General features: G+C 63.0%; 15 protein-coding genes. 7 read left to right on the top strand and 8 right to left on the bottom strand.

Annotated features, from left to right (window positions below):
• Positions 1 to 10 precede the first annotated feature (10 nt).
• From ftsY to NKK47_RS20610, 4 genes are all read left to right on the top strand, one after another.
• Positions 11 to 1,600 (top strand): signal recognition particle-docking protein FtsY, encoded by a 1,590-nt coding sequence (gene ftsY, locus NKK47_RS20625; protein WP_023679805.1) that lies wholly within the window; start codon positions 11 to 13, stop codon positions 1,598 to 1,600.
• A 60-nt stretch (positions 1,601 to 1,660) separates the two neighbouring features.
• The gene (locus NKK47_RS20620; protein ID WP_023679806.1) at positions 1,661 to 2,326 is read left to right on the top strand and encodes a septation protein A; all 666 of its coding nucleotides are present in this window, start codon (positions 1,661 to 1,663) and stop codon (positions 2,324 to 2,326) included.
• 89 nt (positions 2,327 to 2,415) lie between these two features.
• On the top strand, positions 2,416 to 3,036 hold the full coding sequence (locus NKK47_RS20615) for a pyridoxamine 5'-phosphate oxidase family protein (RefSeq protein ID WP_023679807.1): 621 nt from the start codon (positions 2,416 to 2,418) through the stop codon (positions 3,034 to 3,036).
• A 40-nt stretch (positions 3,037 to 3,076) separates the two neighbouring features.
• Positions 3,077 to 3,610: an NADPH-dependent FMN reductase gene (locus tag NKK47_RS20610; RefSeq protein WP_031212720.1), complete on the top strand. Its 534-nt coding sequence runs from the start codon at positions 3,077 to 3,079 to the stop codon at positions 3,608 to 3,610.
• A 106-nt stretch (positions 3,611 to 3,716) separates the two neighbouring features.
• On the opposite strand, the gene NKK47_RS20605 is transcribed toward NKK47_RS20610, so the two are convergent.
• Positions 3,717 to 3,926: a tautomerase family protein gene (locus NKK47_RS20605; RefSeq protein WP_023679809.1), complete on the bottom strand. Its 210-nt coding sequence runs from the start codon at positions 3,924 to 3,926 to the stop codon at positions 3,717 to 3,719.
• A gap of 32 nt (positions 3,927 to 3,958) precedes the next feature.
• Entirely contained in the window at positions 3,959 to 4,876 is a 918-nt protein-coding gene (locus NKK47_RS20600; RefSeq protein ID WP_352578090.1) for an SMP-30/gluconolactonase/LRE family protein, read from the bottom strand.
• A gap of 264 nt (positions 4,877 to 5,140) precedes the next feature.
• On the opposite strand from NKK47_RS20600, the gene NKK47_RS20595 reads away from it, so the two are divergent.
• Positions 5,141 to 5,308, top strand: a complete 168-nt coding sequence (locus tag NKK47_RS20595; protein ID WP_023721879.1) for a hypothetical protein — start codon at positions 5,141 to 5,143, stop codon at positions 5,306 to 5,308.
• 88 nt (positions 5,309 to 5,396) lie between these two features.
• On the opposite strand, the gene NKK47_RS20590 is transcribed toward NKK47_RS20595, so the two are convergent.
• The 4 genes from NKK47_RS20590 to ccmA all read right to left on the bottom strand — a co-directional run bounded on the left by NKK47_RS20590 (position 5,397) and on the right by ccmA (position 7,607).
• Complete coding sequence (locus NKK47_RS20590) at positions 5,397 to 5,972, bottom strand: DsbE family thiol:disulfide interchange protein (protein ID WP_352578089.1); 576 nt, start codon at positions 5,970 to 5,972, stop codon at positions 5,397 to 5,399.
• Positions 5,969 to 6,136: a heme exporter protein CcmD gene (gene ccmD / locus NKK47_RS20585; protein WP_352456348.1), complete on the bottom strand. Its 168-nt coding sequence runs from the start codon at positions 6,134 to 6,136 to the stop codon at positions 5,969 to 5,971. Before ccmD ends, NKK47_RS20590 begins: the two co-directional genes overlap by 4 nt.
• Before the next feature lie 126 nt (positions 6,137 to 6,262).
• Positions 6,263 to 6,928 (bottom strand): heme exporter protein CcmB, encoded by a 666-nt coding sequence (gene ccmB, locus NKK47_RS20580; RefSeq protein WP_352578088.1) that lies wholly within the window; start codon positions 6,926 to 6,928, stop codon positions 6,263 to 6,265.
• Between the two features lie 70 nt (positions 6,929 to 6,998).
• Positions 6,999 to 7,607, bottom strand: coding sequence for a heme ABC exporter ATP-binding protein CcmA (gene ccmA, locus NKK47_RS20575; protein ID WP_352578087.1), 609 nt, complete (start codon positions 7,605 to 7,607; stop codon positions 6,999 to 7,001).
• A 282-nt stretch (positions 7,608 to 7,889) separates the two neighbouring features.
• Here ccmA and acnA point away from each other — a divergent pair, with 282 nt between their 5' ends.
• Positions 7,890 to 10,580, top strand: coding sequence for an aconitate hydratase AcnA (gene acnA / locus NKK47_RS20570; RefSeq protein ID WP_352578086.1), 2,691 nt, complete (start codon positions 7,890 to 7,892; stop codon positions 10,578 to 10,580).
• 61 nt (positions 10,581 to 10,641) lie between these two features.
• Here acnA and NKK47_RS20565 read toward each other — a convergent pair whose 3' ends face one another.
• On the bottom strand, positions 10,642 to 11,328 hold the full coding sequence (locus NKK47_RS20565; protein WP_352578085.1) for a ceramidase domain-containing protein: 687 nt from the start codon (positions 11,326 to 11,328) through the stop codon (positions 10,642 to 10,644).
• 45 nt (positions 11,329 to 11,373) lie between these two features.
• On the bottom strand, positions 11,374 to 11,505 hold the full coding sequence (locus NKK47_RS20560; protein ID WP_352456351.1) for a hypothetical protein: 132 nt from the start codon (positions 11,503 to 11,505) through the stop codon (positions 11,374 to 11,376).
• Here NKK47_RS20560 and NKK47_RS20555 point away from each other — a divergent pair.
• Complete coding sequence (locus NKK47_RS20555; protein ID WP_352578084.1) at positions 11,504 to 12,253, top strand: DUF1223 domain-containing protein; 750 nt, start codon at positions 11,504 to 11,506, stop codon at positions 12,251 to 12,253. The two genes, NKK47_RS20560 and NKK47_RS20555, sit on opposite strands and share 2 nt — an antisense overlap.
• Positions 12,254 to 12,369: the final 116 nt, after the last annotated feature.

The following is a 12,369-nucleotide window of genomic DNA, read 5'->3' as shown; positions in this document are numbered from 1 at the left end:
AGCGCAAGACATGGCTGGTTTTTTCAAGAAGATATTTTCGTTCGGCAAGAAGGAAGTCGTCGAGGAGCGGCCCGACGAGACCGCACCGCTGCCGCCGATCAAATGGGACGAACTGGAGGCGCTGAAACCGGCCGCCGAGCAGGCCGTCCCGGAGTTTTTGAAACGCGACGAGTCGCGACCCGAAGTCGAAGCCGTACCTCCACCGCCAGTCGAACCAGAGTTGCCTCCGGCACCCCAACCGGCGCCGGAATCGCAGAAGCCTGAGCCGCCGCCGACCATTCCACCCGAGCCGGAAACGCCTGCTGAGGAACCGGAGGAGATCCGGGCCGAGCCGCAGCAGCCAGAAATCGTCCCCTCCCAGCCAGAACCTGCACCCGTCGAAGTGCCGGTAGTGCCCACCGAGGCTCCCTCAGCAGCGCCAGCGCGCGAAGTCCCTCCCGCCGAAATACCGCCCCCGATCCGCCAGCCAGCGCCGGCCGAGACGAAACCGATCTTGACCGAGATCGCGCCCGAACCGGAGGTCGTGCCGGCGCCCCACCCTCCCATCGAGGGGGAGGTAAAGCCCGAGCCAGAAGCCGTTCCGCAACCATCGCCGGAGCCAAAGCCCGCCCCCGGCAAAGTCACCGTAACCAAGAAGGTCGAGCAGAAAGCCGAGCCGCAGAAGGCGCCCGAACCGGCGCCGAGGCGTTCCTGGTTCCAGCGCATGCGAGACGGGCTTGCCCGCTCTTCCCGGGAGTTGTCGGGCAACATCGCCGGCGTCTTCACCAAGCGGAAGCTTGACGAGGACACGCTGCAGGACCTGGAGGATGTGCTGATCCGCGCCGATCTCGGCATGGAGACGGCTTTGCGCGTTACCGACGCGCTCTCCGCCAGCCGCTACGGCAAGGACGTCTCCGACACCGAAGTCCGGGCCATCATGGCGGCCGAGGTTGAGAAGGTGCTGACCCACGTCGCCATGCCGTTGGAGCTCGACCTCAGCCACAAGCCGCATGTCATCCTGGTGGTCGGCGTCAACGGCACGGGGAAGACCACGACCATCGGCAAGCTGGCGGCGAAGCTCACCGATGGCGGTCTCTCGGTGATGCTCGCCGCCGGCGACACCTTTCGCGCAGCCGCGATCGAGCAGTTGAAGATCTGGGGCGAGCGTACCAACTCGCCGGTCATTGCCTCGAAGCTCGGCGCCGATGCCGCCGGCCTCGCCTACGATGCATTCGAGCGCGCGAAGGAGGCCGGCTCCGACGTGCTGATCATCGACACCGCCGGGCGGCTGCAGAACAAGACCGAACTAATGGCGGAACTGGAAAAGATCGTCCGGGTGCTGGGCAAGCTCGATCCGGAAGCGCCGCACACGGTGCTGCAGACGGTCGATGCCACCACCGGCCAGAACGCGCTCAACCAGGTCGAGATCTTCCGCAATGTCGCCGGCGTCAACGGCCTGGTGATGACCAAGCTGGACGGCACGGCGCGCGGCGGTATTCTGGTGGCGATCGCGGCAAAGCACAAATTGCCGGTCTATTTCATCGGCGTCGGCGAACAGGTCGACGACCTCGAACCCTTTTCCGCAAGCGAATTCGCCAGGGCGATCGCTGGCGTGGCTTGACGAGCATGATCCCGAAAAGTTGCAGACTTTTTGGATTGAATCATGCGTAAGAAGGATCTTATGAGCCCACCCATCCTCGAACGCGACCTGTCCGATCCACGCCGCAAGGCGTTGAACCCCGGCCTGAAATTCCTGCTCGAGCTCGGGCCTGGCCTGGTGTTCTTTTTCACCACCATCCGCGGCGCGTGGCTTGTCGGGAAATTTCCGATCCTCGGCCATATCGGCGAGCCTATCCTGATTGCCACAGCGTTCTTTATGGTGGCGACGGCGCTGTCGCTCAGCGTTTCGTGGATCTTGACGCGCAGCTGGCCGATCATGCCGCTGGTCTCGGCCATCGTGGTGTTTGTGTTTGGCGCACTGGCGCTGTGGCTGCAGGACAAGACCTTCGCTTTCATGAAGCCGACAATCATCAACAGCCTGTTCGGCATCACGTTGCTTGGCGGGTTGGCGTTTGGCAGATCGCTGTTGGGCTATGTCTTTGATTCCGCCTTCAATCTCGACGCTGAAGGCTGGCGCAAACTCACTTTCCGATGGGGGCTCTTCTTCCTTTTTCTGGCTGCGCTGAACGAGGTCGTGTGGCGCAACTTTTCTGAGGAAGCCTGGCTTTATTTCAAGGTCTGGGGCACGATTCCCATTACCCTTGTCTTCACGTTAAGCCAAATGCCGTTGATCCTGCGCCATTCGCTCGAGGACAAGACCGGCAAGGAAGAGAAGGCCGGCAAATAGAGCAATTCCAGGAAAGTGTGTAGCGGTTTTCCCGGGAAAGCGCGTAGCGCTTTCCCTAGGGAATTGCGTCAGAATAAGAGGAGAGGGGCATGGAATTCATCACCACACGCGACGAGTTGAGGACGATCTACAAGACGCCTCGGCCGACTGACGGCTCGATCCGCAAGGAACTGAAGGCATTGGACGGCCACTGCCGTTCCTTCATCGGCAAGAGCCCTTTCGTGCTGATCGGCTCGTCCGACGGCGCCGGCAATGCCGATGTGACGCCCAAGGGCGACAGGCCGGGCTTCGTAACAGTGCTCGACGAGAAGACCATCGTCATCCCCGACCGTCCCGGCAACAACCGGCTCGACACGCTGGAGAACATCCTTCTCAATCCCTCGATCGGGCTGCTCTTCCTCATTCCCGGCATGAACGAAACGCTGCGTGTCAATGGCGATGCCCGCATCACCGTCGATGCGGCATTGCGTGAGCGGCTGGCGGTCGACGGCAAGGCACCGCAAAGCGTCGTCGTGGTGACGGTCAAGGCCGCCTACATGCATTGCGCCAAGGCCTTCATGCGCTCCGAATTGTGGAAGCCGGAGAGCTGGTACGACCGCGCGACGCTGCCGACGCTCGGCCAGATCCTGCGCGACCAGTTGGCGCTCGCCGATTCGGCCGAGGCGACCGACCGCTGGCTGGACGAGGAATACAGGGAGACCATGTGGTAGCGTGATCGGCAACGAATCGCCCAAGCCGGTCTCCATTCCTTTGCTCAACATCCTCGCCATCTCCGGCAGCCTGCGCGCCGCCTCGACCAATTCGGCCCTGCTCGCGGCACTCGCGCAAAACGCGCCGCCGGACTGTCACGTCTCCGTCTACGATGGGCTTGGCCGGCTGCCGATTTTCAACCCCGACGAGGAAGGCGAGCGGACGCCGCTGCAAGCAGCAGTGCTGATCGATGCGGTCACCGCCGCTGACGGCGTCATCGTCTCCTGCCCGGAATATGCCCACGGTGTGCCAGGCGGCCTAAAGAACGCGCTTGACTGGCTGGTGTCGCGCGATGCCGCCGTCGGCAAGCCGGCCACGCTGGTCCACGCCTCGCCGCGCTCGCTGTTTGCCCGCGCCGCACTGGCCGAGGTCATGCGGACAATGTCTTTCGCGCTCCATGAGGAAGCAGCGCTCGAAATCGCGCTGCTCGGCAAGAGGCCGCCGGAGGTGGAGGATATCTTATCGCAGCCGGAAAACCGGCTGACGATGCGCCGCGCCGTTTCGGCCTTCGCGGGCTTCATCCGCTCGCGGTGAACGCCGGACCGTGCTTTCGTCATCCCAGGGTCTCCGCGACGGAGCTTCGCTCCTGCTCCGCCCTGGGATGACGACGCTAGGAGCTGCGGCCAATCTGTGCCGAGAACTATCCCTTGCCCCTCCGCGTCTCGACGTCGGTCTCGCCGACGAACCAGTCGCGTGCAGCGACCTCCTCGAAAACCACCCAGACATCATTGTTGGTCAGGCCGGTGACGCTGGTGATGGCCGCTGTCACCTGGGCGGCGATCGCGGCCTTTTTGCCGGCCGGGTCATCGGCAATCACCTCCTTGACCAGGCGGATATTTACGAATGGCATGGTTCCCTCCCTTGCATATGCTTGGCGGCCGCTCAGTAGGTTTTGGCGCCGTTGACCATGAGCCGGACCATGTAGAGCGAGGTCGTGCCGGCGATGTAGAGGCAGTTCAGCTTGTTGCCGCCGAACACGCAATTAGCAACGACTTCCGGTACCTTGACCTTGCCGATCAGCGTCCCGTCCGGGTCGTAGCAGTGGATGCCGTCGGCGGCACTGGTCCAGATGCGGCCGTCCGCATCCAGCCTGAAACCGTCGAACAGGCCGGCGGTGCAGTCGGCAAAGACCTTTTCGCCTGAGACCGTCTTGCCGCCCTGGCCGACATTGAACACCCGGATGTGCGCCGGGTTTTGCGCACCATGGGTGCGGCCAGTGTCGGCGACATAGAGCTTGCTCTCGTCAACCGAGAAGGCGAGCCCGTTGGGCCTGACCATGTCGGTGACCACGGCCTCAGTCTCGCCGGTGCCGGGATCGACCCGGTAGACATGGCAGGCGCCGATCTCGCTTTCGGCCTTGTCGCCCTCGTAATCGGTATCGATGCCGTAGCTCGGGTCGGTGAACCAGATCGAACCGTCGGACTTGACCACCGCGTCATTGGGCGAGTTCAGCCGCTTGCCGCGCCATTTGTCGGCGATGGTGACTACCGACCCGTCATGCTCGGTGCGGCTGACGCGGCGGCCGGAATGCTCGCAAGTAACCAGCCGGCCTTGCCGGTCGACCGTGTTGCCGTTGGAATTGCCGGACGGCTGACGGAACACGCTGACGCTGCCGTCGGTCTCGTCGTAACGCAGCATGCGATTGTTCGGGATGTCGGACCAGACCACATAGCGCCCGGCCGCGAACCAGGCCGGTCCTTCCGCCCATCGGCAGCCGGTAAACAGCCTGTCGACCTGTGCATTGCCGTTGAACAGCCGCGAAAAGCGCGGATCGAGAACTTCGTAGAATTCGCTGGCCATGGTTCCTCCCGGTAGCAGTCGCTTGGCAAGGCGCGATCAAGCCAGCCCACGATCGATATGGCAAGATCGATGATGCGTCAGAAGCATTATGGAAGCGAATGCTGGCCCGGACGGCAGGTCACATCCCGTTAACCGGCTATGCGCCCAGCGCAATGGTGCATTGCAACATCTTATTTTTGCAATGCACCATAACTATGTCATGCTCCGTATCGATCAAGGGAGGAACAACTGGCCGCGAAACGCGGCGCAAAAAGGAAACTCGCTATGATCATCGACAGCCTCATGAGCCGCGCTCGCGCCAGCATCGCCAAGCGCCGGCATTACAACCGCCTCGTCGCCGAAATCGACAGCTTCAGCAGCCGTGACCTCGCCGACATGCGCGCCGACCGCAGCGAAATGCTCTACCAGGTCCACAAGCAGATCTACGGCTGAGTCTTCGGTCGACCTATCACGTTCGTCATCCTTGGGCGTAGCGACGCAAAGCGGAGCAAAGACCCTAGCATGACGAAACGGCGGGCCATCAGCCCGGCATGGCCAGCGCCTTCTCGATTTCGGGTAACAGCAGCGTCCGCGCCGAGTCCGGCGTCAGCGGCCCTACATGCTTATAGGCGATCTTGCCATCCTTGCCGATGACGAAGGTCTCCGGCACGCCGTAGACACCCCAGTCGATCGCCGCGCGTCCGGCCTCGTCGACGCCGATCGCCTGGAATGGGTTGCCGAGATCGCCAAGGAACCGACGGGCGTTTTCCGGCTGGTCCTTGTAGTTCAGCGCCGCCATGACGAAGCGTCTGTCCTGCGACAGCGCCAGCAGCACCGGATGCTCTTCGCGGCACGGCGCGCACCAGGACGCGAAGACGTTGACCAGCGTCACCTTGCCGGCGAACTGTTTTGAATCGAGGCCCGGCAAATTGGTGCCTTCGAGCGCCGGCAGGTTGGTCTGCGGCGCCGGCAGGCCGATCAGCGCCGATGGCACTTCCGACACGTCGCGCCCGGACAAAAGCTGCGCCAGGAACAATCCCGCCAGCCCGAGAAAGACCAGCAGCGGCAGCAGCACGATCAGGCGGCGGCGCGCCGGTGTTTGGGTTTCCGTGCTCATGATTTTACTGCCTTATCGGAGCGCCGGCGCACGCCGGATGCCTCCAGCTCGGCAAGCTCTCGCTTGCGGCCGCGCTGGTCGAGCAGAATCCAGCCGATCAGCCCGCCCAGCACCACGGCCGTGATCGCATAGGCGGCGGTGACATAAAGCGCATGTACGCTCATGCTTTTCGCTCCGCGGCGCTTTCCAACCGGTCCGTCTCACGCCGTTCCAACATGTCTTCTCTTAACGCTGCGCCATCGGCTCCGCAATTGTTCGCCGCGCCGCAGGCATGAGCTGAAGCCAACACATCAATCCGTTCCGTGCCGCAGCGCCAGCGCCGCCGCCACAGGGCCGAGCACGGCAAGAAACAAGGTCAGCGCGGCAAGAATGAGGAAGGGCTGCAGGAATGGATCGGGGTCCGCCACCGCGCCATAGCTTGCCGATACGCCGAAGATCAGCACGGGAATGGTCAGCGGCAGCACGAGCACCGAGATCAGCAGCCCGCCACGCGGCAACGCCACTGCCACCGCTGCACCGGCAGCACCGATGAAGGTGATCGCCGGCGTGCCTACCAGAAGCGTCAGCGCCGTCGCACCGATGCCGATGGGCTCCATGTTCATGAACAGGCCGAGCAAGGGAGCGGCGATGACCAGCGGCAGCACGCTTCCCGCCCAATGCGCCAGGCATTTCGTCAGAACGGTCAAGGCCAGCATGTGCCGGTCGTTGCCAAGCACCAGAAGATCGAGCGAGCCGTCCTCGCGGTCGGCCTGGAACAGCCGGTCGAGGCCGAGCAGGCAGGCCAGCAAGGCGGCGATCCACAGGATCGCCGGGCCGATGCGGGCCAGCAGCTTCAGCTCGGGACCGACGCCGAAGGGGATGGTCGCGATAACGGCGAGAAAGAAAATCACGCCGGTAAGCGCCCCGCCGCCGGCGCGGATACTCAGGCGGATGTCGCGTAGGAAGAGGGACCACATTATGGTTTGGTCCCGATGCATGCATGAAGGCCAAGCAAAGGATGGAGTTCCATCGCATAGAGCACCAACATCAAGCGGCCTCGCCCATCACCAGCCCCTCCGCCCCCTCGATCCCAAGCGGCAAATGCGTCGCCGCAACCACGATCCCCCCACTCTCGAGGTGTTTCCCCATCAATTCGCCGAATCTCTCCTCCGAAGCCTTGTCCAGTCCTGCCGTCGGCTCATCGAGCAGCCACAATGGCCGGTGGCTTACCAGCAGTTTTGCAATCGCCGCGCGGCGGCGTTGCCCGGTCGAGAGATAGCCGAACGGCAGATGGCCGATGCCGCCCAGCCCGACGGTTTCCAGCGCCTCTTCAACACCCGCGGAACCGGCGCCCGAAAAATCGCGCCAGAAGCACAGGTTTTCCGTAACGCTCAGCGCCGTCTTCATCGCGTTGAGGTGGCCGAGATAGTGACAGGCCGAGGCGGCCGACGGAAAGTCCTCGCCACCACCTTCGAACCGCACACGGCCTGCCGCCACTGGCAACAGTCCGGCGACGATCCTGAGCAGCGTCGATTTGCCGGCGCCGTTCGGCCCGGTGACGACCAGCGCCTGGCCATCCCCCAGCGCGAATTCGATGCCGGAAAATACCGTCTCGCCGCCGCGTTCGCCGCCCAGATTTTCGGCGATCAGCCGCATCCGTCCCCCTTCGCCGAAAGTTCAGGTGCGGCTTCGGTGCGCCGCAGCAAAAATGGCGAATCCGTGTCTAGAACTATTCCAGAAAATTCTCTATATCCGCATCATCCGTGCCAGCGGTCGGCACGGGAACCGAATTTGCGCCGAACCAGCGCGCGTGCCGCCTTGAACGGCCCGGACGCTTGGGAACGGATAGCGGAAATGGCCGTACCCGCACCTTTGCGCGTGATTTGCATGCCCACTGGCGTCCGTTCCCTTCCGGCAACCGACAGTTAGGGATCGCACGTGTCCAAATCACTCGACAGCTTCAATTGCCGCCGCACGCTGACCGCCGGCGGCGCCGAGTACATCTACTATGACCTTGTCGAGGCCGAAAAGAACGGCCTCACCGGCATCGCCCAATTGCCCTATTCGATGAAGGTGCTGCTGGAGAATCTGCTGCGCAACGAGGACGGCCGTTCCGTCACCAAGGAGAGCATCCAGGCGGTCGCCGGCTGGCTGACTGACCGGGGCACCGCCGGCGTCGAGATCGCCTATCGCCCGGCTCGCGTGCTGATGCAGGATTTCACCGGCGTTCCAGCCGTGGTCGACCTTGCCGCCATGCGCGACGCCATGGCCTCGCTCGGCGGCGACCCGCAAAAGATCAATCCGCTGGTGCCGGTCGATCTAGTCATCGACCACTCGGTCATCGTCGACGAATTCGGCACGCCACTGGCTTTCGCCCGCAATGTCGAGCTTGAATATGAGCGCAACGAGGAACGCTACAAATTCCTGAAATGGGGCCAGCAGGCGTTCCGCAATTTCCGCGTCGTGCCGCCCGGCACCGGCATCTGCCATCAGGTCAATCTCGAATATCTCGGTCAGGTCGTGTGGACCAACAGCGAAGACGGCGAGACCACCGCCTATCCCGACACCTGCGTCGGCACCGATTCGCACACCACGATGATCAACGGTCTTGGCGTGCTCGGCTGGGGCGTCGGCGGTATCGAGGCGGAGGCCGCGATGCTCGGCCAGCCGGTCTCCATGCTGCTGCCTGAAGTCATCGGCTTCCGGCTCACCGGCAGGCTGAGGGAAGGCGTCACCGCCACCGACCTGGTGCTCACCGTCACGCAGATGCTGCGCAAGAAGGGCGTCGTCGGCAAGTTCGTCGAATTCTTCGGGCCGGGCCTGTCCAACATGACGCTGGCCGATCGCGCCACCATCGGCAACATGGCGCCAGAATATGGCGCCACCTGCGGCTTCTTCCCGGTCGACAGCGAAACCGTCCGCTATCTCACAATGTCCGGTCGCGACGAAAGCCGCATCGCCCTGGTCGAGGCTTATTCGAAGGCGCAAGGCTTGTGGCGCGATGCCGGCTCTGCCGATCCGGTCTTCACCGACCTGCTGGAGCTCGATCTCGGCAGTGTCGTCCCGTCGATGGCCGGCCCGAAGCGGCCTGAAGGCCGGGTCGCACTTGAAGACATTCCGGCCGGCTTCGCCAAGGCCATGGAGACCGAATACAGGAAGGCCGCCGAAATCGACAAGCGCTATGCCGTCGAGAGCACGGACTACGATCTTGGCCATGGCGATGTGGTCATCGCCGCCATCACCTCCTGCACCAACACCTCGAACCCGAGCGTGCTGATCGGCGCCGGGCTGTTGGCGCGCAACGCCAACCGGCTCGGCCTCAAGCAGAAGCCGTGGGTCAAGACCTCATTGGCGCCGGGCAGCCAGGTCGTCGCCGAATATCTCGAGAAATCCGGCCTGCAGAAGGAGCTCGACCAGATCGGCTTCAACCTGGTCGGCTTCGGCTGCACCACCTGCATCGGCAATTCCGGCCCGTTGCCGGCGCCGATCTCCAAGACCATCAACGATAAGGGCTTGATTGCTGCGGCAGTCTTGTCCGGCAACCGCAATTTCGAAGGCCGCGTCTCGCCCGACGTGCAGGCGAACTATCTCGCCTCGCCGCCGCTGGTCGTCGCCCACGCGCTGGCCGGGACCGTGACCAAAGATCTGACCACCGAGCCGCTCGGCGACGATCGCAACGGCAGTCCGGTCTATCTCAAAGACATCTGGCCAAGTTCGGTCGAGATCCAGGAATTCATCGAGAAGAACGTCACGCGCGAATTGTTCGCCCGCAAGTATGCCGACGTCTTCAAGGGCGACGAGTACTGGCAGAATGTCAAGGCGCCGGAAGGCCAGACCTATGCCTGGGACGACAATTCGACCTATGTGCAGAACCCACCCTATTTCGCCGGCATGAAGTCAGGCTTCGGCAAGATCGGCGATATCAAGGGCGCGCGTGTGCTCGGCCTGTTCGGCGACAAGATCACCACCGACCACATTTCGCCGGCCGGTTCGATCAAGGCGGCCTCGCCGGCCGGCAAGTATCTCACCGACCACGGCGTCGGCGTCGCCGATTTCAACCAGTACGGCACACGCCGCGGCAATCATGAGGTAATGATGCGCGGCACCTTCGCCAATATCCGCATCCGCAACCATATGCTGGGCGAGAACGGCCGCGAGGGCGGCTACACCATCCATTATCCCTCGAAAGAAGAGGAATCGATCTACGACGCCGCGATGCGCTACAAGAAGGAAGGCGTGCCGCTGGTTATCTTCGCCGGCGTCGAATATGGCAACGGCTCGTCGCGTGACTGGGCGGCCAAGGGCACCAATTTGTTGGGCGTCCGCGCGGTCATCGCCCAGTCCTTCGAGCGCATCCACCGCTCCAATTTGGTCGGCATGGGCGTGATCCCCTTCGTCTTCGAGGAAGGCACCTCATGGGCCTCGCTCAACCTCAAGGGCGACGAACTGGTCGAGATCGACGGACTGAGCAACATCAAGCCGCGGCAGAAGATGATCGCCAGGATCACCTACGGCGACGGCAGCGTCAAAGAGGTTCCGATCATCTGCCGCATCGATACGCTGGACGAGCTCGACTACTTCAAGAATGGCGGCATCCTGCAATACGTGCTGCGCGATCTGGCCGCTTAAGGGAGTAGGGCAATAAGGAAATAGGGCAGTAGGGTGAAGCAAGGAGAAGCGACTTATTCCCCTACTGCCCTACTGCCCTACTGCCCTGTCTTGGCTTGCCAAACCGCGCTGTCGCCGCCAGCAGCACGCCGAGCATCAGCCCGTTGAATATGTGCCACAAGAAATGCGTGCCGAGCGGAAAGCCGCCGCAGACCAGCGGATCGATCATCCTGCAGATGACCGACACGACGAAGATCGCCGAACCCGCCAGATTGTACCAGCCGGCGCGATTGCCGCTGGCCGCCACCCAGGCGCCGAAGAAGGCGAGCGCCAGAAACGGAGGCAGATAGCCGGTCGTCCCGTTCGACGCCTGGCGCAGCCAGTCGGGCACGGCAAAGGTCACCAGCCCGGCAACGGCGTAAAAGGCGACGAAAATGGCGATCGCCTTGACCCATTTCATGCCGAGAAAACGTCGCAGGTTGAACAGCGTGTAGGCCAGCGTGAACCCTGCAATGGGCAGCACGTCGGCCAGGATCATTGCCCTTGTGGCAAAGGTGTGGAACAGCGACGAGCCGACGCCGATCGCCGCCACCCACCAGGCCAGCACTTCGGCGAAGGTGCCGGTGCCGCGCTTTCGCACCTGCCAGACACCCCATAGCCCGGCGGCAAAAAAAGCCAGATTGCTCAGCGCATTGAGCGGTTCGGCCCAGAATTCCGGCCCCGTCCGTTCGCAATAAAGGTCGACCGGCGCCAGGAGAGATTGCCACATGCTGATTGCCGCCCGAATCGCTTCCATCGTGAAGTGCAAGTCCACCTATTGCGCCCTTGCCAGCGGTTGCAACGGCAAAATTTCACCGCAACGTGACTTCCCGTTGACTGCCGCTTCTGCCACATATTTCGACAACCAGAACAAAGCCGGCGTCACCGGCGGGATCGGAACGGCCATGCCATCTCCCAGACCATTGCGGCTTGCGGCCCTTGCGCTGGCCCTCTCGGCGTTTGCCGGCAGGGCCCTTGCCGAGCCAACCGACAAGCCATTAGGCGTCGTCGAGCTCTTCACCAGCCAAGGATGCAACTCCTGTCCGCCGGCCGACGAATTCTTCGCCGAGCTTGCCGCCAAGGAGGACATCGTCGCGCTCGCCTATCATGTCGATTATTGGGATTACCTCGGCTGGCAGGACACGCTGAGCCGCAAGGAAAATACCGAGCGGCAATACGAGTATATGCGCGCCTTCGGCAGTCGTTCCGTCTACACCCCGCAAGCCGTCATAAACGGCCGCAGCCATGTCAACGGCGCCAGCCGCAAGGAAGTCGACGGCGCGCTGGCCCGCATGGAGAGGGTCGGCGAAGGCATGCGCGTCGGCATCAAGGTCAGCCGGACCAGCGATCGCGTCATGATCGATGCCGGCGACGCCGTGACCGGCCCCACCGACGCGCATGTCGTCATCGTCTATTTCAACCCGCCACAGACGATAAAAATCGGCAAGGGTGAAAACAGCGGCCGCAGCATGACCTACTGGAACGCCGTCTCCAGCATCCAGACCGCCGGCATGTGGCACGGCAAGGCGCAGCGCTACGAACTGCCGATGAGCGAGATCGCCAAGAAGGGCGGCTGCGCCGTGCTGCTGCAGTCGGTCGGCAAGGACGGCATGCCCGGGCCGATCCTGGGCGCAGCCTTTATCCGCAAGCCTTAAGCGGGGACCTCTCCTTCTCCCCTTGTGAGGGCTTTGCACGGGGAAGCGAAATCCTGGTTGGTGAGTTAATGGGGCTTTTTTGAAAGCCGGGAAAGCAGTTTTCGACGGCTTGGCAT

It is taken from the genome of Mesorhizobium sp. M0019, from assembly GCF_040323975.1.
In the GTDB taxonomy this organism is placed as follows: Bacteria; Pseudomonadota; Alphaproteobacteria; order Rhizobiales; family Rhizobiaceae; genus Mesorhizobium.
The sequence above is the reverse complement of the archived record's forward strand: the minus strand, read 5'-3'. Positions and strand labels throughout refer to the sequence as shown.